We start from the raw sequence: 21,019 nt of genomic DNA on the forward strand, positions 1-21,019 counted from the left end.
AACAATCCTGATGACAGAGCTGAGTAAAGACTTAAATCCACTAAATCCTCAATAAAAGAATCCTGATTGAGCATCCCAAGATGAGCAATTCTAACTCTTGGCGCACTTGCCAATAGAGTGAGTGACCCAATGTAAAGTCAATTGAAAATAAGTTTGTTTTTTCTCATCGCCTAATCCATCTGCCCAGATAGTTCTTATTGCGTCACGCATCATATCGCTCTTCGCTAATTTTGAGACGAAATACTAGCATAGTTACGCAATCAAACAACAAAGTCATAGCTTGGCCGTTCTCGTTAGAATAAAGCATAAATCAATCCAAAAGATCTGACTTTAGCCTTTTTGAAAAATAAATGACAATATTGCTCAAGTTGGGCATTTTTTGTACGATACTAGTTAATAGCAGTCAATCCAAAAGGTGTACTATGCGAATAGAATCCAGCTCTCTTAATCTCAAAAGTCAAAATTCAGCTTATTCTCGTTATGAAAGAACCGAGGAGTTACGTATAGAAAACAGGCAATCGGATGCTTCGGGGCAAAAAAATACCACCGTAACCTTAAGCAACAAACAAGTTAAGGAACAAAGCTTTTTAGCCACTTATGAAGAACTGAGCCAACAAACCAAGCCTTCTGCTCTACGTGAAGAAGGGGAAAGGCTGGATAATCTACTGAATCAAAACAACGCAGTCCCAATCAGCACCCCAGAAGAACTCGACAGTACCGATCCCCTCGAGCTGTCTTTGCAAGACAAAATGAAATTACGGTTAATTTATGAACTTTTGCAACGTGTCTATAAAGATCCTGAATTAAGGAAAGCTATAGGATTGGATGATACCAATCAAGATAACAAGCCAAACCTGACCAATAGCGCACCAAGTACCCCCGCCCCAGCGGCTCCTCCTGCCCCTGATGGGGTGGAAATTAATTACAGTGTGCGTGAGGTTTTCTATCAATCCGAAACAGCACAATTTAGTGCCGCCGGAGAAGTCAAAACTGCGGACGGAAAAACAATAAATATCACCATCGATCTGAAAATGAGCCGAGAGGTACTGGAAACTCGTGACTTTAGCGCACGATTATCCCGAGCGACCAAAGATCCCTTGGTAATCAATTTTGATGGCACGGCTGCGGAATTAAGCAATAAACGCTTTTCTTTTGATCTTACCGCTGATGGAGTCAAAGAACTGATTCCGCAACTGACAGGTAATCGAGCTTTACTGGCATTAGACAAAAATCAAGACGGAGTCATTAATGACGGCAGCGAATTGTTTGGTGCACGAACAGGTAATGGTTTTGTAGAGCTTGCCCAGTATGATCAGGATAAAAATGGCTGGATCGATGAAAACGATACGGTATTTAACGATTTAAAACTGTGGAAAAACGCCGGCACAGACCAACAGCAACTCATAGGTTTGAAAGAGGCTGGGATTGGTGCCCTATATACCAGCAGTGCAAAAACATCTTACCAGGTACAGGATGTTAATGATGTCAAAGAAAAACTGGGCGTCATTCAGGCTACGGGGCTGTTTTTAAACGAAGATGGAGGTGCCGGGACTATTCAGCACGTTGATTTATCGATTTGATAGTTAAACCAGGCCTAATGTATTGCGCCTTTACGCCCAAATAATCCGCTGTGTAGCTCAGGTAGCCATTATCCGAGCTACCTGTGCTGCGGTGACAGGGTATAGAGATTATTTGCACTGTTATCAATATCCAAACTGAAGCGAGCCTTGTGATTGGCGTTCCGCTCATTTCAATTGTGTATTTCGACATTTATCAGAACAGTATTTTACCTCATCCCATACCTTCTCCCATTTTTTACGCCATTTGAATGGTCTGGCACAGACCACACATATTTTTTCTGGCAAATGGTGTTTTTTTATTCCCTTAGGCATAAGCCTCCCTCTATTTCTTTAAAATCAAGCGACAACTAGCGCAAGAATCAACGTGAAAATAACAATCAAAGTAGCGTAGCAACGTGTTTGAAAATAATCAGGAGTTATTTCATCATGTTTAAACAAATGATAATCAATAAACAATAAAACTAAAAAAGCAACAACAAAGACAGCCATTAGCCATTTAAAAGAAAGCAATAGAAAGGCAAACCATAGAGCCAGGACAATCACATTACTCAATATGGATAAAACAGAACACCATCTTCCCTTAAGGCGAAGATGCTGGCCCCAGTGTGCTCCCGCCAAAAACACAGCGATAACTAAAGCATAAGAACACATAATACTTTTAACTGCTCCAGGCCAGGATAGATTATCCCCATACAATAGAAGCCAAAGAGCGCTCGCAATAAACGGGATTGTTCCTGCGTAAGTCAGGAAAGGGTAGCTTTTTTTCATTTATTTTTCTCGCAGATTTTGAGGTATAGCGGATTAAAATTTAAATAAACGCTCTAAGTCATTTAAATTTTAATCGCCTGAAAAGCACATAGATTTTATCCCAGTCTTTAGGAAGATGATAGACAATACCCTTGTTGCCAGCATTCTCTTACTAACTCACGGTAATTCAGATGAACCGCTTTGAAGAACAAATAGATCTTTGAATGATCGGCAAAAACTCCATCTCAACTTAATAATATAATTCCCATGCCATAAGATTTGGCTGCGTTAAGCTAATTGTTTCTTACTAATTTAGAGGGATATAATGAATAAAATAGCGTTGGTTACTGTTGTTATCGCAGGGAATTTATTTACAGCACCACTGCTTGCTGCAAGTTTTTTTAATAAATTAATAGATAGCAAGCCTTATGTACTCAAGTCTACAAAAGCGCACGTGAAAAAAGAAGGTCAAAACTATACTGATTTTACTGGAAACTGGACAGGCTCCTGTAGTTATGATGACAAAGATATTGAAGTATTCTTAACTTTGAAAAATGATGATACGAAAATTACTATATACGATGAAATAATGAACATAGGATCACTTAACACTAGCTCCACATCAAATAGCGACTATGCTGAATATGAACATACTGCGCTCGAATGGAGCGAAGATATATCTACGTTAATAATCAAAGAGGTGTCAATATCAGTAGCACTTTCTCACTATCCCTACAATACCCCAAGACCAATAGAAACATTTAGCGACGAAACGAGTTTTTCTTTAAATAATGGACAATTGGTTGTAAAATATCGACAACTAAATATGCGAGACATGGAAAAAGTAGGTACAGTTGGCGATGTTTTTTGTACTCTCAGCAAAGACCCGGACTAAGAGCGAAAGTGCGCATCTAAATTATATTAGCTGACATTTAATGTAACTCCCAGTTCAAATGCTCTTCAAAAAGTATTCGTAGCTGGGAGATGACATAATTAGATAAATACTCTCACTGCATATGAAAAATTCTTCTTATATCAGCAAAGTATCGTTGAAACTATTATCGACCAGCTCAAATCCATTTGTGAGTAACATGTTAGTTAACGCAATAATTGCACTAAACCATCACATAAAGTACAATACCTCTCCAATTTGATTTTCATGATATTAAGCACTCTGGTGGCCAAGGTACACCGGTTCGCAAATACAGAGTGTTACTTTCCCAAAATTGAAATGAGGTATTATATGAAGTTTAGTCCAGGCTCAAATAGCGAGCACCTTGGTTGCATTCTGAAAATTGATGGAGATAATTGGCTTTAAAACCTGACGATGAGTTGGTAGTCAGTTTGCATTCATTGAGTGGTGATATTGACTTCAATCATTTTGAAGAAGGGTTTAACTCAATATTGTATCTCGCTGCAGCTAATAATCGTCTTAAATCACTCGATTATCTATTAACTCACCGACATGCGGCTCCTAATCTGAAAGTAACCGAACAACAAACTGCGGCCCATATTGCTGCCAGACATGGATATATAAATATTCTAGAGCGACTGGCACTATGTGAAGGCATCAGTTTTTCTGAGAAAAATCAATATGGTGAAACGCCCTTATATCAAGCTATAGGAAATGCACCTTCTGGCCAATTGGTTGCAGTTGTTCAGATACTGTTAGCAAAAGATCCAGGCGCTATTTCTATCCCAAATGAAGATGGTTTATTTCCCATCGATCTTGCTCTGAACAGAAAAGAACCTGCAATAATTAAATTGCTGATCGAGCGTGGCGCACAAGTAACAAAAAAACTTGTAGATATTGCAGCAGATATGTTGTTGTGTGAAAGCCAGTCTACAGGAACCGGGAAAGGTTCATTTTTATTTTTTATCGATTCCCCAGAAAAGGAGCGTCTTAGAGAGTCAGCCAAAATAATAATTCAGGCTTGGAATAAGATGCATTTGCATGAAGAAATCGAATCATCTTCACAAGCCAGTTGCAGTTTTTCTCACTAAATTGGTTGGAGCCACTGTTTGATTGCTTCCGGGGAGAGCAGGCGGACATTTTCTGCAGGTTAGGCATATGTGGTTTATTGAGTCCGCCACAACAAAATTCCTATTAGATCTGGTTATATAGATTAAAGGTACTATGGGATTAGTGTATTTAATGTAGTAATCCCAATGTCTCTTTTCGTTCGGTAGCATTATTTGTGAAGCAATTCGGTGCCCTCATTCGCATTTGACAACAAACGTCATAATTTGATAAGGTTGTTCATTATTTGTTAATTTAGGTACATTATATGTTAAATTTATATGTTAAAAATAAATATGTGCGCGGTCCAAAAGATGTTCGTATCGATATCAAAGCAAACAATATAAGTGCTCTATCTAGTATCGAGTTTAATTTGAAGTCGACAGCGGTGGAACCTGGTTACAGCTTAAATATTAATATCTATTCAAGGGATAAATCCAGCAAACAGCACTTGGAATCACTAAAGCACTATTGCAAATCTTATTACGTCGTGGTCAGTGAGCACCAATATGAATTTTTATCTTTACCCATCACATCTGCTATTGCCTTCCTGCAAGAGCTCGCTCAAACAATAAGCCAATTGAGCCAAGAAGATAATCAGTTCTTGTTAACAACACTCTATGGCATTATGCCAGCTGAGGATTTCAACGATTACCTGAACGAGGTTATGCAAAACTCTGACTTTGATAAGGCATTGACTTTGATTTCTTCCAGAAATTCGCAAGAGCAAAATAGTTTATTTTATTTTTTTGTAGAGGAATTCAGAAACAAGGGTCGGCCGGATATTGCAAAAAAATTCTTTGAAAATATGCCTCGGTCATGCAGTCGTTATACAGATGCACAAGAAGCTATCAAGCAAATGCATTTTGAATCGGTAACTGTTTATGATATTCAATGGTTCTTGAGTACGCTTGAATGCGGTAAGGGAGCAGTTTCCTTTATTACAAGCGACCTTGTAAGCAAAGTATTAGCAAGCAGCCGCGATGCAACCTCGCTATTGACTGCATCAGTATTCAGTAAAAAATATGATCCTGACCTGTTGATTCATGTGGCCAGGTTGCTATTCGAATGCGATCAACTGGATGTGGCTAGCGAATGGTTCGAATTAATTGCCGAAAGCTGCAATAAATCTCACGTTCGTGAGGAATGCTACCAACAGCTCTATACGATAGGAACGGATTTTAGAGACAAAGGTCAATGGCCTCTGGCAAAAAAATTCTGTGCAAAAATACCAGAGTCAAGCCACTGTTATGCCATGGCGCATTCGGTTTTAACGCAAGCGCATTTTGAAGAAATTGAACGTTATGATTTTGAATGGTTTGCCGCTGCTCTTGCAAGAGGTTTAGACGCAATCCCTCTGTTTAACCAGGACGTTATACGTCAAATATTATCAAGCTGTGATCTCTCTGAACTGACTCCAAACATTTTTAACGAACCTTATGATAATAATCTTTTGCTTCATGTAGCGAAGTTAATTGACACCTGTAATCATCCAGAGATCGCTTGTCAGTGGTATACCGCAATAGCGGAGCGTGCAACCGAAAATTCGACTCTTCGAAATGAATGCCTTCATCTCCTTGAATTGCAAAAATTGATTGAAGGAACGAATGATGCTATTTATGCTGAGCCGGAAGCGCGGCTTGAATTTTACAAACTATGCATGGATTCCTGTAAAGAAAATGAGTCACAAGGTAGCCTTGAGCTGATGCAAGAGATTATGTATAGAGAAATCAGCGAGGGTCGAACGACACTGTTAGTGGAACACGTTCTTATCGTCTCACGTATCAACTCGGACATTTTTTTTCATGCCGGAATGGAACTGGCAATTCAAAAGGACTACCCTCTGCTCGCATTCTGCTTTTTTGAGCATATCAGAAGGCATAACACGTATTTTGTCGCCGCTCAATCTGAAATTCTCAGATTATTACCGATAATCTATCCTATTATCAGTTCACACGGTGCGATTGTTAATCGCATTCTTGATTGCTGTCTGAATTGCAGGGACGAAGATATGCGTGATCTGTTAAAATGTAACCAGGAATTATTATTGGGTTCGTCAGACTGCTCAAGCATGCTGGCCTTGGTAGAGGAAATCAAAGTATTAAAAGAAGAAAACAGCAAATTGAAAAGCTTGCTGCTTGATAAGCAATCGACGACCAGTATGGTTAGTTCCACTTCAATTGGCGCAAGCTTCTGGAGCAAGAAAGCGGATTCCGATACGCCCAATTACGCCAGCAGTTCGACAGACCCGGGACTGCATCGATAAAAGCTGTTAAATGGCAAAATCTGGTAGTGTATCAATCAGTAGCAATCAGCGCAGACCAGGGTATAGCCCTGCTTTTTGCTATCTAAGGCAGCGCCATTGCGCAGAAGAGGATCAGATCTTGCCTTTTATTTTAAAATAGAGAAAGCAAAAAGCAAGATCTGACCCTCTATCTTTAATTCTGTGAAATTTTATAGAATATTACAGAAGTGCAACGAATATTCAACGGTCTTATCAACACAATTTTTAGGGGTTGGCTGCGCAGATAATTTTATATGGCATCAATGCAACTCAACATTAAATGAACATTATCATTGGCCAGAAAAGCATATGATCTACATAAAAACAACAAGTTAACCAGAATATAACTGATCGCATAATTATTGCCGCATCAACTGGGCTTTCGTTTTTTAAGTTGGATATTAATCGGCTCCGCACATTAAAACGCCAAAGGAAATGTCTTCATCAATCTTTGATCAATGTATCCCCATTCCGTTACCAATAAAACGCCAATCTTTCCGTTCAGCGTCCGATGCGTCTCGTAACCTTGGAAACCATTCCAATGGGGCTGAAATTTCCCGGCCATCAGCTAGCACAAAATGTAATGATGTTTTAGTAAAACTGACGTCAACTGCATGATCATCAAATTTAATTGCCAAAGTATTCATACCATTTCTCCAAAAATAATTCTTTATTTTCAATTACTAATAATCTAAGTTTGCTCAGCTCATGGCTTCTGAAGCCATATGAGCTGGCTAGACTGACGGGATTTAGCCAGAACTTGCCAACCTTATCCCCATGTTCAACATGAATATGGGGTGGCTCATTTCCTTCCAAACTAAAGAAGAAGAACCGATAACCTCTAATAGGGGGTCTTTGCAGGAGAGTACGAAATTTCCCAGTACATACCTATAACCCTTTACCAGTATAGGCTGTAGCCAATAAATTGAGTTATTCATTGGGTATCAACTTTTGTATAAGTTAATGTTAATTAAGGCATTCCTTGTTGTTACAAAATTCATATATTCCAATCAGGTTAAAAGGTTAATCTGCAATCTATATCATTTGACTAAAAACGCCTGGAAATTCCAGTTCCGGGCTAGAATTGTCTGCAAGAACCCGTTAGTGCGACTACTCTATTTTCAGGTAGGCTGGATACCAAAGCATATGAATTTTCGTCATCTCCCAATTTACGCTTACTTGAAGTTTCGCATTCATACCGAAGTAGGTCTCCTACTTGCCCAGGTACCTTATTAAAAAATATGCTGCTGCCTCTACGATATAAACTAATTAAAGCTAAAGCACTTTTTACTGTTATATCATTATCAGCTCGATTGGATGCAATTGAAGGAACCTTTTGCAAGTGAGAATAACAAACCCGAGCTTCCATATCATTACGTAAATCTTTTTCCCAAAAAGCATTGGCTGTAATTTGTCGGTCACATCCTAGTACCATTAGTGATGATTTTTTAAGAGTTTCTCCAGGATTTAAGACATAGTCACAAAAACTTGGTGATAACCTTTTCAGCAACTCAGGCTGGTTACGCCAGAAATCTGCCGTTAGTAAAGGAGAGTTCGATCCATGCGCAAGAGTGACTCGAGGTACGTGATAGCTACTGGTACAAATCACCAAATTGGGGGCACGCGATAAATTATAGTATTTGCAAAAGTATGGCCAGTGCGTATCAAGATATAGACTCAAGCCAAGGACTTGACCTAACGTATTATCCAAAGGTATGGAGTCAATAATAAAATATGCGGCTGGATAACCATTCAATTCCCCCCGCTTGTTCAATAACTCTCGAAGTTCTTCATTTTGCCGTTTTACACCATTAAAATATACATAAATTGGTTTTCTAACACCCATATCTAGATTTCTTTGAGTCCCCTGTTTGGCAATGTTAATTCCGTATGCCATGCGACGCATGGTATCAGTCGCATCATACTCATTTTCACAAAGGGCATATTTATCTGCCGCTTCCAAATAAGTTCCCGAAAATCCACTTCGCCCGGAAAGGACCACCACCATATCTGTCTCGCTTAATGAGACATGTGTAGAATCGATTGCTTGTGCAAGCCCATACTCAATATCAAGCGTCTTTGGATCAATTGGCAAGGCAGTCGTCAGAAGATTGTATTTTCTTAGCGAACCTTGGATCACTCGTTCTGAAAAAGTTGGCATGTTTTCCTGAAATTATGGTTGGTAAAAGACTGTCATGAATGTGCTGAAACGGCCTCATTGAATAATTATGAGCAGAGCGAATTCCTTTAATGTATTAACTTTGAATGAAGGTTAAGCCAGAAATGAGGAGCTTCAATCCGTTGCATAATCGGCTATATTTGGACCACAAATTTATTTCTATGAAAAAAGGCTGTAGCCCATATGCGGCGAGGGGTGCAGGCCTGTTTTAAAAGTGAAGTGCCCCATTTGCACACGTATCCTGACTTCCCCCGACTAAGGGTTATAAGAGATGTTTTTCAATCAGCCAATTTCTAATGATAGTTAACTAAATAACCAGCATTTTAATAATCATTAAATAAATTTAATGCGGTAAAATATCAGCAATACCATGAATCTCTACGGGTGCTCTATCAGGAAATTCAGCCATTAATTTTAATGTGCCTCCCATAGCTGAAATATATTTATTTAGAGTTGAGATCAACATATCCGAACGTTTTTCTAGTCGGGAAATCCCTTCTTGCTTCATATGCAAAATTTCTCCCAAATCTACTTGAGTTTTTTTTAATGCTAAACGTAAGTCACGTAGAGTCATCTCCTCTGCAATCAATTGAGTTGCTCGCTCTTCTATTTTGCTCTTTCTCTCTGTTGAGAGAGAGTTCAATTTATCATTGAGTGATCTATTCATAATTCACCTCATTTCTTTAAATTTAACAGATGGTTATCAAATCGTTTATCTGCCTTTTTAATTAATTCTTTATAAAATCTCTTTTCACTTCCCCCAGATTTATCTCCGCATATAAGCAAAATACCTTGACGAGAAGGATCGAAAGCAAAGGCTAATCGCCAAACACCATTATCGGCACTAAATCTAAGTTCTTTCATATTCGAATGCTTAGAGCCTTTTAATGTATCAACATGAGGGCGACCCAATTCAGGGCCAAACTTTTCTAACACTTTTAAATGAGCTAAACATTCGTTTTGAACTACTTCATTTAGTTCATCGAATTCTAAATCAAAATCTTGTTGAAATATTATTTTCCAGTTCATGGGTTAATTATGTCATAAATGTCATATGTTGTCAAGTGCATACACCCTTAAGGTAATATTTTGCTCAGTAAGTAAAACGGGGCGGCCTGTTGAAAAACATGAGGAAACTTTACACAAGTTGTCAATAATGATCTAATTCATAATTTTCAATAGGTTACAGTGGTTGTATGCAGGGAATTATAAATTTTAATAAACAAATTTCTGAGTTCGAAGATTTGATACCAGCTAATCACTTCTTGAAAAAAGTGAGTCATAACGTGGATTTTTCTTTTGCTAATAAACTTACTGAAGCTCTCTATAGTCCTAATAAAGGTCGCCCTAGCGTTTCCCCCGAGCTCTATTTGCGAATAAAATTAATTGGTCACTTTTATAATATTCATTCTAATCGTAATTTAATCAAACATATTAAATACAACATTTGCTATCGCTGGTTTTGTGGAATAACTCTAAAGGATAAGGTACCTCATCATTCTTCTTTAAGCAGGCTAAAAAAGCGCCTTGGAGTCGAGATTTTAGAACGTTTTTTCTTAGAAATTTTGCTGCAATGTAAAAATGCCGGATTATTAAACGGTAGTAGTGTAATGACGGATAGTACATTACTTGATGCAGATGCTTCCCTTGATTCGTTAACTTTAAAGGAAAAAGATAAAAATGTAACCACCTATATCCCGTTATTCAGCTCACGCAGCGGCAGTTCTGAAAATAGCATTATCCCAGGCTTTGAATATGATGAGTTAAATAATCATTATGTTTGCTCTCAAAATAGTGTATTGACGCCTTGTAAATCACAAAGTGATACAACCATATATATATCGTCCTCTGGTGACTGTAAAAAATGTTCTTTCTCTGAGAACTGCTTGGCAAAATTAAAAAACAAAGGCCCGGCAAGGTATGTGACCAGAAATAAATATGCTGAGCTTTTCATTCAGTTGATACAAGAAATGGAATTGCAATCTTTTAAAGAAAAGCTGTACGAAAGAATGTGGAAAATTGAAGGAATTATGAATGAATTAAAAAATTACCATGATCTTAAACGAGCTCAATACAGAGGTTTGCAAAACACACAGATCCAATCTTATTTTGCTGCTATGGCTCTAAATATCAAAAGATTAGTATTTTTTATCGTTTATCATTCTATTGAGGAAATGATCATTTATTAGACATATTTTTCAAAAGGCCGGGGGATTTTATTTACTTCATAGCAGAAGAGTTTCAGATCGTGCCTTTTGTTTTAAAATAGAGAAAGCAAAAAGCAAGACCTGACCCTCTATCTGCAGGTGCAAAAAACAATTTACGGTAATGAAATTAACTTGGTTGCGCAAATTAAATCCAAAATTTGTCTTGGTTCGCATTTGCCTCGCAGCTGTAATTTAAGCATACATTCCACAATACATCTTCTTCGTTTTTTGAGATAATGGATATCTATCAATAAGGAGTATTATATTGACAATGAATACGTGATCTTGAAAATAGGGGAAATGGATAGTTCCCCTATATATAATGATATTAAATACTACTTAACATTGAGCGGAAGGAAAAGAGGATGAAGAGACTTTTGAGGTACGATTATTTTCCCCAACAGAAATTTTTCCATCAATATCCACTTCTAGTTTTTGTAGAATAGTTTTTAACGTACTGGAATGAGAATTTTGATAACATTCTTTCTCATAACGATTAATCTGGCGAGGACTTACTCCTACAAGTTGAGCAAAAACGTCAACACTCATTCCTGCCGCAAGTCGATATCTAATTGGTGTTTTCATTAAGTCATCTAACGAATGTATCTCTAATTTTGATATATCTATATTCTTATATTTTTCAAATTCCTCAATATCTTTTTTTATATTATCAATCAACTCACAAATTTGAGCTCTACCGGCTTTTTCTATAATAGGTGGTATATTCGACTTTTTAGGAGATGATAATGATAATGCTAACATTTCTATTTTTTTCAAAGATTCTTTATATTGCTTTTCACTTGTAATCATTTTAATCCCCTAACTTAAGGACAACTATGCCTTTAGCATTTCCGTCACGATTTACTTGAAAAAAGCGAGGAAATGGAAAGCCGCTGGTCATTTCAATCCAGTTAGAAACAAAGAAATCTAAGCCATATTTTCTTTTCATATCTTAGGTTCCTCTATCAGAAACAAATACAAGATCAAGAACATTCAAGTTCACTTTATCATCGTTTTTTGAGACCTTATGTAACCGTTAATCATTTACCTATCAAGTTCGCTTTGATTTTTAATTTTAATTTGATTTAAAACTGCCATTTTTGATTAATTTTAAATCAAATTATCATAAGGCAAAAATTAATGAGGCTTTAGGCAACTAATCGTGCTGTCATTCGTCTCGCATGCTTGCCGAAACTTCAGGTTGAATCGCCAGTGAATGTTTTTTTCGTTATCCTGTTTATGAGGGGTGGTAAAGTTATTCAGTATTTAATTATTTTTACTGCGTTTGGCTTTTGAATAAAGCGGAATATAGTCAAAACCTTGTGTCCCACCGTCTGATCCGCATTCATCATAAGTATTGTCAGCACACAAGAAAAATTCCTCAGCCCCGTACTCTGCGGCTCGAGACATCGCTTCATCTATAGAGTTAAAGTGCCATAATTCTTTCCCTTTGTGGATAAACACATCGGTATCTTTAGCAATAATTTCAACAATATATTCATGAAGTTCAATAGGTGAATAAATCAAGGCAATGGATTTGGATCGGCTCTTTGCCTGATGAATTAACCCTTCTCGTGTGTGATGTGCCATAGTTCCAATCCTTATAAAAAGCTACTAGCTAAAGTATAGCTGGAATTTTGCACTATGTTGCTCAGAAATTTTTCATTTATAGCCGTTTATCCCATTAAACAAGAAAACGTATTGATAACAGCTCAAGAAATCCTGTCATGCATTTTTAGTCTTCTTTTTGCTGAATAAACAACTGAGTTAACCATAACGCCACTGGGAAATGTTCATTTGATAATCGTGATGTTGCTGCATAATGAGATACCAGTTTGATCCAGCGTTGAATGGGCGTATCCTCAACGTATAAATCCGGCCAGTACTCTGATAATAAATCAGTATTCATGGTCTTAAAAAGAAAAAGAATTTCGTCACGTAAAGTAATTAATAACTCGTATATCCTTGGTATTAAAAATTGATTTTTTGCAATTTGAACTTTAATTTGTCCTCCAGCTGAAAACTCATCTCTCAGACTATGAGAAACAACTCCAAATTCTGCAGCCAGCCATTTGGCAACTCGATGATATTTATGAGGGGATTTTTTTAAAAATAATTCAGGAAAACAAATAATAGCCCTAGAAATGATGTTGTTTTTCTTACTCTTGGGTAGTTCACTTAAAAGTTTTATAGCTAATTTTGAATCATCAGCTTCATCGTTTTCATTAGAGGGTAACCACCATAATGCCATATTTGCGCCGACTTCTTTTTTCTTTAACTTTCGGACATAATCCATCCTGTCCTCTACAGAAAGCGCCCTAAACTCGTCATAAGTTACGTTAAACAGTGTGAAAATATTTTCTTTACCTTCTTCTAACAAATTCATGTTTATTTGATAACGTGGGGAATGAGTAATGTTGATGCTCTCAATACAATGAGCATAATAATCCCATCTGCAACTTAGGTTTGGTTTGGATTTGAGAAAAAAAATAAAGATATTTTCAACTTCTTTAATCCGTGTATTTTCAAATATGCTATTTCCAAAACATTTCCAATCTTTTTGACTGGTTTTTACTTCAATACCAATCCATTTATTTTGCTCAATTTTAGAAATAATATCAGGAAAAGCGAATTTAGAGGTTATCTCAAAGGTATTACTAAATACTGTATTAACGGACAATTTCTCTAATAAATCATAAAGATATACTTCAAAAAACGCCCCTGAAGGTACGTCTTTAGCATCTGAAGCCTCAATTGCTAATTTTGCTTGTGCTAATAAATGTCTAAAATCCTGGATATAAGCATCTGTTGCTTTTAATATAATCATAAAAAATCAGCCAAAATACAGCTCCCAGTTATCTTTTAATCTCATAGCAATGTGAAACGCCAACAGTGGTGGTACTGCGTTGCCAACTAACTTGTAGCCCTCGGAGGCACTGATTTTATAATTTGGATCGCTAACCTTTCTGACAAAATGAAATTCATCGGGAAATGTTTGTATTCTGGCACACTCTCTTACAGATAAACGCCGCTGCTTTTTGCCTTTTTTAAAATCATCATCATATTTGCCACCATGTTCCAGCGCAAGCCTCCTAAATTCTATATTGCCATGATGTTCAGAGCGTATAGTAGGCCCAATTTGATCCAGTTTAACCTCAATCTGGCCTTGACAATGTTTACCCATCCACTTTGCTTTTGAATAACTTTGATGAGATAAATCATCTGACTCTTCTGGTTCAGGTAAACCAACCAAAGCATCTCGTACACTGACATGAGGATTTAATTTAGCGATAATATGGGCGCTGTTGTCTTTATCCCAATAATGAGACTTAACCGGATAAGGTGAATAACGCTCAGAAATTACAGCGTGTTCTAATTCTTGAGCTGCTTTTGAATTTAAAGAGCTTTTTCTAAAACCTATAAAAATCACTCGTTCTCTGGATTGTGGAACACCGTATTCATAGGCCGATAAAACTCTGGATGGTACAACCGTATAACCACCACCAATATCTTTAAAATCACTCTCAATGATGGCCTTTACATTATCCAGACTTACTAATCCTTTTACATTTTCAGCGATAAATACTTTGGGTTGAGTCAGGTTAATAAATTCTCGCATCCACCAATATAATTTACCTCGATTATCAATGCTCGGATTATCCAAATCTGTTAACACGTCACCATGATGGCCTTTATGAGAGTTAAAACCTAATCTTTTTCCGGCAACACTAAAATCCTGGCACGGAAATCCTCCGGTAACAATGTCTATATCCTGTTGAAATACTAAATCCGCATTCTTTATTTTATGAACCACATCGATGATACTTTCTTGAGCAAAAGTACCCTCACTAATGGCTCTCGTATTAGAAAAATAGCTTGTCCAGGCGGCTTTTGCTGATCTTAATATGTCGTTTGCAAAAATGGTTTTATATCCCGTTGATGGCAATTTCAACCAATGTTCATCTAATTCCTTAATGTTCCAGTGCTGATGGGTTAAAGGATTATAGGATTTTTTTAAAATACTAAAACCACCCTCAAATCCGAGATCCATCCCTCCGCAGCCAGAAAACAAAGACAACATGTTCATTCCAGAAATCACCCCAATAAATGCGAATACAAACGACAACTAATGCATGGTCTGTATTATTTAATACTGCAACTGGCTAATCAATAAGGTGATTATACCTTATTTGTTAATAACCATTCACCACAATCTATTCTTGCGGCTAGCTTTACAATAACGCCACTTTGCTTTTATTAATTTCTGCTTAGTTATCAGCGATAACACTACATCAGGTAATTTATCATCAAACACGATTTTTAAAGCAATTCATGCGGTAAGCCGTGGATAATTCGGTGCAGGGGTATCGATTAGCGACGCAGCCAAATAATGAACAAAAACCATCAGAAGCAGACTGGTTACCAACAGAGAAAACGGTGTGGTCAGAAATAAAAACAACCCTAAGGGAACGAACACGTTATACAAAATGACCTGATTCAAATCATTCAGACGATCACGGGTGGAAAGACTGTATTCCTGCTCAATATGCTCCGAGGGACAGCCTTCTTGCTTGAGTTGAGCCCGTAATTGTTTGTCTTTATAAGCATCAATTATCACTCGTAACACTGCATTGATTAGAAGTATTGCAGAAATCAGGGGTGATACAGGAACTGCAACAATTGAAAAAGCAAATGAGCCTAAAACCAGTGTAATTGATAAAACAGCCATCAAAGAACGCATCAGGTGTAATTCTTTGTGCTGCCATTCAATAGCCATTCTCCTGCGTTCTGCAAGGCTTGCCACCTTGAATTGACGTTCATATTCTTCGGCGCTTTCCTGAAAGCGAATGATCATGACCATCACATCAATCAATTGAGCAAATACCTCTAACTGAACCCCATAAAGCCCTGCTGATTGGGATGTGTTAAATGACAACCAAAAAAACTGCGTCAAATTCACAATTCCCCACAAACAGTCATTCCCAAGGCTGTAATACAAATCCCGGCGATTTTTTTCACAGGTTCTGGTATGCTCATCGTCAAGCATCATCTGCGCCAATAAACCCAGATTAACCGCAAAACGAGCCATATACAGCGTGAAACTCAGCACGCCCAAAGTAGTGTCCAAAGGAGCGAGGCTCCTTAACGTGTTTTGTGATTGAGCAAGATATTTTGCAAATCCTTTACTTCGATTCAACTGAAGTCTTTGGGTATTTAAAGCAGTCAGCTGGGTGTTAAAAAAGGTCAGGGTTGATTTAATCGTTGGGTTTTTTTCCTGAAACTCTTGGGAAGAATGGTTCATTTGCATCTGGCATGAAAAGAACGGTAATTTCATGATAATGAGTGCAACATGTCACAAGCATGACGCCAACATGACAATATTGTCATTTTTACATGATTAACTTTATCTTCAGGTTGTGTTAAAATTGTCTACTTTTTAATCACCACTCTAACTATGCGCCTACTCGTTGTCGAAGATCATAAAAAAACAGCTGATTACATCTGTAAAGGATTTAGAGAATATCAATTTCAAGCAGATGCTGTTTATGACGGCGCCGAGGCACTCTATCAACTCTCTGAAATTCATTACGATGCCGTTATTCTGGACGTCAGAATACCGGTGTTTGATGGATGGACTGTGCTTGAAAAAATTCGTGAAACCCAACCTGACTTACCGGTGCTTATGCTCTCAGCATGTGATGATGTAGACAGTCGAGTCAAAGGGCTAGAGTCTGGGGCGCAAGACTATCTGATAAAACCTTTTGCGTTCAATGAATTACTGGCTCGCATCAAATCGCTGTTGCGCAGAAAACCCAACGATAATCCAATAGTGTTAATCATAGACGACTTAAAATTGGATTTAATAAAACATACTGCAGAACGAGCAGGTAAAAAGCTCCTGCTAACAGCAAAAGAATTTATGCTTTTAGCCTTAATGGTCAGAAGAAGCGGTGAGGTACTCTCACGAACAATCATTGCCGAACAGATTTGGGATATCCATTTTGAATGCAACACCAACGTTATCGATGTAGCCATCAAAAGACTCAGGGAAAAAGTCGACAATGAATATCCCCAAAAATTAATTCATACGGTCAGAGGAGTAGGATATGTCCTGGAAGTTCGCTAACTCCATGTCGATTATCAATCGCCTGTTGTTGATCTTCATCGTCACAACGGTGCTTATTTTGTCCGTTATTACCGTTCTGGTTTATCCCCCGCTCAAAAAATTGCTTTATCTGGCGCATCAAAATCAGGAATACCATCACTTTGTATTAGCACAAATCTGTATTAAAAAATTTTTTATTGGCCTGTGGATTTCTGCGTTAATACTCATATGCGCCAGCTGTTTCATGGCAAAAAAGAGCATGAAACCGCTTGATAATTTCTCGGAAGAACTGGCATCGATTAATGCATCATCACTTGATAAAAGGCTAAAAATTCAGGGCTATCCTCAAGAGTTGCAACAACTGGCAGCAACATGCAATGCCATGTTGTTTCGTATTGAAAGCGCATTTCGCCACATCAAGCAGTTCTCTGCCAGTATGGCGCATGAGTTACGCAATCCCGTGCACTATCTTAAAACTGCGACCGAGATAACCCTGGCTAAACCTCAATCTGTAGAAACCTACCAAAACCTGTTATACGCCCATTTGGACGAATTTCACCACTTGACTCAACTGGTGGATAATCTTCTCTTTTTAACTCGCAGTGAACACGGTCAAATCCCCTTACATCGCAAACAGCTATCCGCTAAAACGTTGATCAGTTCCATTACTGACTTTTATCATTTTACCGCTGTTGAACACAGAATAGACATTAACATTGAGGGTGATGCGCTAATTAAAGTAGACGAGCATTTGTTTAAACGGGTTATTGCAAATATTCTGGACAATAGCCTCGCCCACACCAAATCAGGTGGAAGCATTCATATTAAAACTGAAAAAACACACCAAAAGACTCTTATCTCCGTAAAAGACAATGGTACAGGAATAGCCAAAGAACATTTACCTTTATTGTGTCAGGGATTTTATAAAGCCAATCACTCTGAAGATAAAGAAACTACGGGGCTTGGATTAGGTTTGGCAATAGCCAAAGCAATTATGAACCTTCATCACGGTGAGATTAACATTCAAAGCCAACCCACCTTGGGAACAGTTGTCACCCTTGTCCTTAATAATGAAATAAACTCTGACACTCAATGAATTAGCAGGCATGCCTGTGTTGGCGTTCATTGAGTTCTAAAAAGACGACACTCTTTCAATGGGACAGTCGTGGACAGTCTGTAAAAACATGTTGCATTAATGTGCTAATATTAGCATAATGGTCGATTTTTCCAAGCAGGTCCATATGACACAAAATGCATTAACTATCAATTTGTTAAAAGAGTTAGTTGAATCTGCTGAATTAAACAAAGCAGGCAATACTGCGTCCTACATACCCGAATTGGCCAATGTAAATCAGGAACTTACTGCTCTGGCTGTTCAGCAAATTGGCGAACAACCGCTTTTATGGAGTAATGCAGAGTTAAGCCCTGTAACGCTGCAAAGCACCAGTAAATTAATCCCGCTCATTGGATTATTGGAAGAAGTAGGAGCAGAACAGCTGTTTGAATGGGTTAAAGTCGAACCATCCGGGGATGATTTTGCATCCATCACCCGTCTTGAACAGTTTGGCCCCAAGCCTTCAAATCCTATGCTTAACGCAGGAGCCATTACCCTGTGCTCTCATATTCCGGGAACTGGCGAACATCAGTTTGGCTGGATGGAACATTGGGTAAAAAAATTATTCAATGAAAAATTGAGCATTAATCCTCTGGTTTATGCCTCAGAAAAAAGAACAGGGGACAGGAACCGTTCACTGGCCTACATATTAAAAAGCCGCAACAATCTTGGTTCAGATGTTAATGAAACCCTGGATTTGTATTTTGCCCTGTGTTCCTATGAAGCGACTTTGGAACAAATGCTTTACTTGCCCCTACTGCTAGCTAACGGTGGAGTCGATCCGCAAACCGGAGAACAGATTATCTCTGCGCAAACCTGTAAAATAACTCTGGCCATAATGGCAACCTGCGGGTTATACGACGAAACAGGAACGCATATGGTGAAAACGGGAATACCTGCTAAAAGCGGTGTATCCGGCTATATTATCGGTACAGTTCCGGGCAAGGCAGGCATCGTTGCCTTAAGCCCCAGAGTTAATGCCAAAGGAAACAGTATTCGTGGAGAGTTAATGTTAGAGGGTCTTTCTGAAGCAATGAAATGGCATTTTGCTCTTCCCTAAAAGGAATTGTTGTCACCAGATGGTGAGGAAAAGCAACAGCATGAAGAGACAACTACGGCTTAAAAAGCTTAAGGATTTTCAAATGAAATTACTCATTTTACTCGTTGTTTGTTTTATTCCTTTTCAGCTGCAGGCGGCTTGTAAATGTAATTGCAATCCTGCAAGCCAAACTCTTTGTGCAAGTTCCTATGATATAGATAACCCCTGCCCTGGGATGTGTCCTGCTGCCACCCCAGGTAATGCTCCTTTGCATACAGCATGCCCACCTGTAATGGTCTACAATCCGGTAAGCCAGACTCAGGAGTTAAAGGTACTTTGTGATGAATAGGCATAGTTAACCGTATTTTGCTCCTAAATCCTTAATTTATGTTATTTCATGATCTTATAAAACCAGACTGCAAAAGATCCTCCTCCTCTTTGGCTGCGTTCGAGTTCAGGATGAAGCAAAGAGTACTTTTATTGTTGATTATCTATGGATTTGGTATACGTGGGCATTTACGAAAGTAGATTTAAAAGCTCAATTAGTGTACATTTAGAAAACTTTTTTTCATAAAAGGAGCCCACATGAAATCAACAACCGAAAATTGGGAACAATCCGAAGAATCTAAGACCATGCTTGATGAAATCTACGAGAGCCCGAATAAATCGGAACATCTGGACATACCAAGCAGTGATGAGCCTGATGCCCCTCCTGAAAGCCCAAGAGCTCTTGAGGATGTGGAGTATTTTGATGATAAAAAACAAAACACGATGCTCGTTACCTCTGCATTTGCAAGAAACACGCCTCATGATGAATACAACGAGTGCTCTACCTGGGTACAGGAAGTATATTCAGAGCAAGACGACGCATCAGAGGAAATTGACGATATGGCGAATCTGCGCATGTCCCTTGGTGAGCTTAAAAAACAACAAAAACAGGTACAAGATGAAATAAACTCTTACATAGTACAAAAAAATAAGTTGGCAAAAGCCCAAAAAAATTACAATAAACTGGAAGAAGAATGGAATAAAACATGGATTATCACCAAAATTTTTTATTGGGTCTTTTCCTGGTTGTTTGAATATCCTTTAGAAAAAAACAAACAAATAGCAAAAGACACGCTGACAAAAGAAGAAGAAGTACTCAAAAACGCCATTCCATCCAAGTATACAGCAGAGTCCTACTTACCAGCTTTGAGCCTGGAACTCCAACAATTACATTCAGCCTACAACAGCATCAAAGAAAAAATTGATGGTTTACTCAAAATCGAACAATTAAGACAAGAGGCACTTAAGCTTGAAGCATTAAAGCAAGAACAGTTAAAACAGGAGGAATTATCTCGGCAAAAGGCAGAAAAACACCGAATATTATTAGAAGAATTATTAAAAACGGCTCCTTCTATTCCCAGTTTGTTTGACACGATAAACACCCAATCTCCTAAATTGGGCTTACAGGAATCTGTATTTGAATCTGAGACAGAATCTGAGGCAGAGCTAGAATCTGAATCTGAATCTGACGAGCTGACTTCTGAGCAAACAGCAGTACCCCAAGCTTTAGCGGAGCCAGAAACTCAAACAGCAAATATTTCGGCCAATCACGGATTTTTTAAACGGTACATGCCGAGTAAAAAGACACTGGAGGCTATTGCAGTAGCCGGGGTTGCTATAGCCATTCAACATGCCCTTTACGGTTAACGTCATAATCCATCCTTTTTCAATTCACCCATTCTCGCTGTCAGGACA

Annotated in this window: 23 protein-coding genes; 10 read left to right on the forward strand and 13 right to left on the reverse strand. The window is 38.1% G+C overall.

The features are described from left to right. Positions 1-422: 422 nt before the first annotated feature. Positions 423-1,580, forward strand: coding sequence for a hypothetical protein (locus Lwor_RS01130; protein ID WP_058491958.1), 1,158 nt, complete (start codon positions 423-425; stop codon positions 1,578-1,580). 165 nt (positions 1,581-1,745) lie between these two features. On the opposite strand, the gene Lwor_RS14250 is transcribed toward Lwor_RS01130, so the two are convergent. Both Lwor_RS14250 and Lwor_RS01135 read right to left on the reverse strand, forming a co-directional pair. Then, positions 1,746-1,892: a DUF2256 domain-containing protein gene (locus Lwor_RS14250; RefSeq protein WP_081675632.1), complete on the reverse strand. Its 147-nt coding sequence runs from the start codon at positions 1,890-1,892 to the stop codon at positions 1,746-1,748. 24 nt (positions 1,893-1,916) lie between these two features. Continuing rightward, on the reverse strand, positions 1,917-2,348 hold the full coding sequence (locus tag Lwor_RS01135; RefSeq protein WP_058491960.1) for a DUF3429 domain-containing protein: 432 nt from the start codon (positions 2,346-2,348) through the stop codon (positions 1,917-1,919). 304 nt (positions 2,349-2,652) lie between these two features. On the opposite strand from Lwor_RS01135, the gene Lwor_RS01140 reads away from it, so the two are divergent. The 3 genes from Lwor_RS01140 (at position 2,653) to Lwor_RS01150 (ending at position 6,613) form a co-directional block, all read left to right on the forward strand. Next, the gene (locus tag Lwor_RS01140) at positions 2,653-3,222 is read left to right on the forward strand and encodes a hypothetical protein (RefSeq protein ID WP_058491962.1); all 570 of its coding nucleotides are present in this window, start codon (positions 2,653-2,655) and stop codon (positions 3,220-3,222) included. 413 nt (positions 3,223-3,635) lie between these two features. Beyond that, positions 3,636-4,331, forward strand: a complete 696-nt coding sequence (locus tag Lwor_RS01145) for an ankyrin repeat domain-containing protein (RefSeq protein WP_058491964.1) — start codon at positions 3,636-3,638, stop codon at positions 4,329-4,331. Positions 4,332-4,615: 284 nt separating this feature from the next. Beyond that, positions 4,616-6,613: a hypothetical protein gene (locus tag Lwor_RS01150; RefSeq protein WP_058491967.1), complete on the forward strand. Its 1,998-nt coding sequence runs from the start codon at positions 4,616-4,618 to the stop codon at positions 6,611-6,613. 473 nt (positions 6,614-7,086) lie between these two features. On the opposite strand, the gene Lwor_RS01155 is transcribed toward Lwor_RS01150, so the two are convergent. From Lwor_RS01155 to Lwor_RS01170, 5 genes are all read right to left on the reverse strand, one after another. Beyond that, positions 7,087-7,278, reverse strand: a complete 192-nt coding sequence (locus Lwor_RS01155; RefSeq protein ID WP_058491969.1) for a DUF2442 domain-containing protein — start codon at positions 7,276-7,278, stop codon at positions 7,087-7,089. Further along, the gene (locus tag Lwor_RS14280; RefSeq protein ID WP_083501550.1) at positions 7,259-7,492 is read right to left on the reverse strand and encodes a DUF4160 domain-containing protein; all 234 of its coding nucleotides are present in this window, start codon (positions 7,490-7,492) and stop codon (positions 7,259-7,261) included. Before Lwor_RS14280 ends, Lwor_RS01155 begins: the two co-directional genes overlap by 20 nt. Positions 7,493-7,709: 217 nt before the next feature. Beyond that, positions 7,710-8,792 carry a hypothetical protein gene (locus Lwor_RS01160; RefSeq protein ID WP_065235826.1) on the reverse strand — a complete coding sequence of 361 codons (1,083 nt, stop codon included), beginning with the start codon at positions 8,790-8,792 and terminating at the stop codon, positions 7,710-7,712. Positions 8,793-9,153: 361 nt separating this feature from the next. Continuing rightward, positions 9,154-9,477, reverse strand: a complete 324-nt coding sequence (locus tag Lwor_RS01165; protein WP_058491971.1) for a helix-turn-helix domain-containing protein — start codon at positions 9,475-9,477, stop codon at positions 9,154-9,156. Positions 9,478-9,485: 8 nt separating this feature from the next. Then, positions 9,486-9,839: a type II toxin-antitoxin system RelE/ParE family toxin gene (locus Lwor_RS01170; RefSeq protein ID WP_058491973.1), complete on the reverse strand. Its 354-nt coding sequence runs from the start codon at positions 9,837-9,839 to the stop codon at positions 9,486-9,488. A gap of 167 nt (positions 9,840-10,006) precedes the next feature. Here Lwor_RS01170 and Lwor_RS01175 point away from each other — a divergent pair, with 167 nt between their 5' ends. Continuing rightward, the gene (locus tag Lwor_RS01175) at positions 10,007-10,999 is read left to right on the forward strand and encodes a transposase (RefSeq protein WP_058491975.1); all 993 of its coding nucleotides are present in this window, start codon (positions 10,007-10,009) and stop codon (positions 10,997-10,999) included. 357 nt (positions 11,000-11,356) lie between these two features. Here the strand turns inward: Lwor_RS01175 and Lwor_RS01180 are convergent, their stop codons facing one another. The 6 genes from Lwor_RS01180 to Lwor_RS01200 all read right to left on the reverse strand — a co-directional run bounded on the left by Lwor_RS01180 (position 11,357) and on the right by Lwor_RS01200 (position 16,319). Next, a complete protein-coding gene (locus tag Lwor_RS01180) occupies positions 11,357-11,827 on the reverse strand; it encodes a helix-turn-helix domain-containing protein (protein ID WP_058491977.1) in 471 nt (156 codons plus the stop codon). Between the two features lies 1 nt (position 11,828). Further along, positions 11,829-11,966, reverse strand: coding sequence for a hypothetical protein (locus tag Lwor_RS13655; protein WP_157063114.1), 138 nt, complete (start codon positions 11,964-11,966; stop codon positions 11,829-11,831). Positions 11,967-12,283: 317 nt separating this feature from the next. After that, a complete protein-coding gene (locus tag Lwor_RS01185; RefSeq protein ID WP_058491979.1) occupies positions 12,284-12,607 on the reverse strand; it encodes a hypothetical protein in 324 nt (107 codons plus the stop codon). 145 nt (positions 12,608-12,752) lie between these two features. Continuing rightward, positions 12,753-13,844, reverse strand: coding sequence for a hypothetical protein (locus Lwor_RS01190; RefSeq protein ID WP_058491981.1), 1,092 nt, complete (start codon positions 13,842-13,844; stop codon positions 12,753-12,755). Between the two features lie 6 nt (positions 13,845-13,850). After that, the gene (locus Lwor_RS01195; protein WP_058491983.1) at positions 13,851-15,104 is read right to left on the reverse strand and encodes a DNA cytosine methyltransferase; all 1,254 of its coding nucleotides are present in this window, start codon (positions 15,102-15,104) and stop codon (positions 13,851-13,853) included. 243 nt (positions 15,105-15,347) lie between these two features. Beyond that, complete coding sequence (locus tag Lwor_RS01200; RefSeq protein ID WP_058492208.1) at positions 15,348-16,319, reverse strand: hypothetical protein; 972 nt, start codon at positions 16,317-16,319, stop codon at positions 15,348-15,350. A gap of 153 nt (positions 16,320-16,472) precedes the next feature. Here Lwor_RS01200 and lciR point away from each other — a divergent pair, with 153 nt between their 5' ends. The 5 genes from lciR to Lwor_RS01225 all read left to right on the forward strand — a co-directional run bounded on the left by lciR (position 16,473) and on the right by Lwor_RS01225 (position 20,971). Next, complete coding sequence (lciR, locus tag Lwor_RS01205; RefSeq protein ID WP_058491985.1) at positions 16,473-17,144, forward strand: copper-responsive two-component system response regulator LciR; 672 nt, start codon at positions 16,473-16,475, stop codon at positions 17,142-17,144. Next, complete coding sequence (locus Lwor_RS01210) at positions 17,125-18,219, forward strand: ATP-binding protein (protein ID WP_058491987.1); 1,095 nt, start codon at positions 17,125-17,127, stop codon at positions 18,217-18,219. The genes lciR and Lwor_RS01210 overlap by 20 nt, the downstream gene beginning before the upstream one ends. Positions 18,220-18,364: 145 nt before the next feature. Further along, complete coding sequence (gene glsA / locus Lwor_RS01215) at positions 18,365-19,297, forward strand: glutaminase A (protein ID WP_058492209.1); 933 nt, start codon at positions 18,365-18,367, stop codon at positions 19,295-19,297. An 82-nt stretch (positions 19,298-19,379) separates the two neighbouring features. Further along, positions 19,380-19,625 (forward strand): hypothetical protein, encoded by a 246-nt coding sequence (locus tag Lwor_RS01220; RefSeq protein WP_058491989.1) that lies wholly within the window; start codon positions 19,380-19,382, stop codon positions 19,623-19,625. Positions 19,626-19,861: 236 nt separating this feature from the next. Next, positions 19,862-20,971 carry a hypothetical protein gene (locus Lwor_RS01225; RefSeq protein WP_058491991.1) on the forward strand — a complete coding sequence of 370 codons (1,110 nt, stop codon included), beginning with the start codon at positions 19,862-19,864 and terminating at the stop codon, positions 20,969-20,971. Positions 20,972-21,019: the final 48 nt, after the last annotated feature.

The sequence above is a fragment of the Legionella worsleiensis genome, assembly GCF_001467535.1.
Classification (GTDB): domain Bacteria; phylum Pseudomonadota; class Gammaproteobacteria; order Legionellales; family Legionellaceae; genus Legionella; species Legionella worsleiensis.

What these genes read in the sequence shown, in the direction of transcription:
- Lwor_RS01130 (WP_058491958.1), top strand. Translation starts at nt 423, where the DNA reads ATGCGAATAGAATCCAGCTCTCTTAATCTCAAAAGTCAAAATTCAGCT.
- Lwor_RS14250 (WP_081675632.1), bottom strand. Translation starts at nt 1,892, where the DNA reads ATGCCTAAGGGAATAAAAAAACACCATTTGCCAGAAAAAATATGTGTG.
- Lwor_RS01135 (WP_058491960.1), bottom strand. Translation starts at nt 2,348, where the DNA reads ATGAAAAAAAGCTACCCTTTCCTGACTTACGCAGGAACAATCCCGTTT.
- Lwor_RS01140 (WP_058491962.1), top strand. Translation starts at nt 2,653, where the DNA reads ATGAATAAAATAGCGTTGGTTACTGTTGTTATCGCAGGGAATTTATTT.
- Lwor_RS01150 (WP_058491967.1), top strand. Translation starts at nt 4,616, where the DNA reads ATGTTAAATTTATATGTTAAAAATAAATATGTGCGCGGTCCAAAAGAT.
- Lwor_RS01155 (WP_058491969.1), bottom strand. Translation starts at nt 7,278, where the DNA reads ATGAATACTTTGGCAATTAAATTTGATGATCATGCAGTTGACGTCAGT.
- Lwor_RS01160 (WP_065235826.1), bottom strand. Translation starts at nt 8,792, where the DNA reads ATGCCAACTTTTTCAGAACGAGTGATCCAAGGTTCGCTAAGAAAATAC.
- Lwor_RS01165 (WP_058491971.1), bottom strand. Translation starts at nt 9,477, where the DNA reads ATGAATAGATCACTCAATGATAAATTGAACTCTCTCTCAACAGAGAGA.
- Lwor_RS01170 (WP_058491973.1), bottom strand. Translation starts at nt 9,839, where the DNA reads ATGAACTGGAAAATAATATTTCAACAAGATTTTGATTTAGAATTCGAT.
- Lwor_RS01175 (WP_058491975.1), top strand. Translation starts at nt 10,007, where the DNA reads ATGCAGGGAATTATAAATTTTAATAAACAAATTTCTGAGTTCGAAGAT.
- Lwor_RS01180 (WP_058491977.1), bottom strand. Translation starts at nt 11,827, where the DNA reads ATGATTACAAGTGAAAAGCAATATAAAGAATCTTTGAAAAAAATAGAA.
- Lwor_RS13655 (WP_157063114.1), bottom strand. Translation starts at nt 11,966, where the DNA reads ATGAAAAGAAAATATGGCTTAGATTTCTTTGTTTCTAACTGGATTGAA.
- Lwor_RS01185 (WP_058491979.1), bottom strand. Translation starts at nt 12,607, where the DNA reads ATGGCACATCACACACGAGAAGGGTTAATTCATCAGGCAAAGAGCCGA.
- Lwor_RS01190 (WP_058491981.1), bottom strand. Translation starts at nt 13,844, where the DNA reads ATGATTATATTAAAAGCAACAGATGCTTATATCCAGGATTTTAGACAT.
- Lwor_RS01195 (WP_058491983.1), bottom strand. Translation starts at nt 15,104, where the DNA reads ATGAACATGTTGTCTTTGTTTTCTGGCTGCGGAGGGATGGATCTCGGA.
- Lwor_RS01200 (WP_058492208.1), bottom strand. Translation starts at nt 16,319, where the DNA reads ATGAACCATTCTTCCCAAGAGTTTCAGGAAAAAAACCCAACGATTAAA.
- lciR (WP_058491985.1), top strand. Translation starts at nt 16,473, where the DNA reads ATGCGCCTACTCGTTGTCGAAGATCATAAAAAAACAGCTGATTACATC.
- Lwor_RS01210 (WP_058491987.1), top strand. Translation starts at nt 17,125, where the DNA reads ATGTCCTGGAAGTTCGCTAACTCCATGTCGATTATCAATCGCCTGTTG.
- glsA (WP_058492209.1), top strand. Translation starts at nt 18,365, where the DNA reads ATGACACAAAATGCATTAACTATCAATTTGTTAAAAGAGTTAGTTGAA.
- Lwor_RS01220 (WP_058491989.1), top strand. Translation starts at nt 19,380, where the DNA reads ATGAAATTACTCATTTTACTCGTTGTTTGTTTTATTCCTTTTCAGCTG.
- Lwor_RS01225 (WP_058491991.1), top strand. Translation starts at nt 19,862, where the DNA reads ATGAAATCAACAACCGAAAATTGGGAACAATCCGAAGAATCTAAGACC.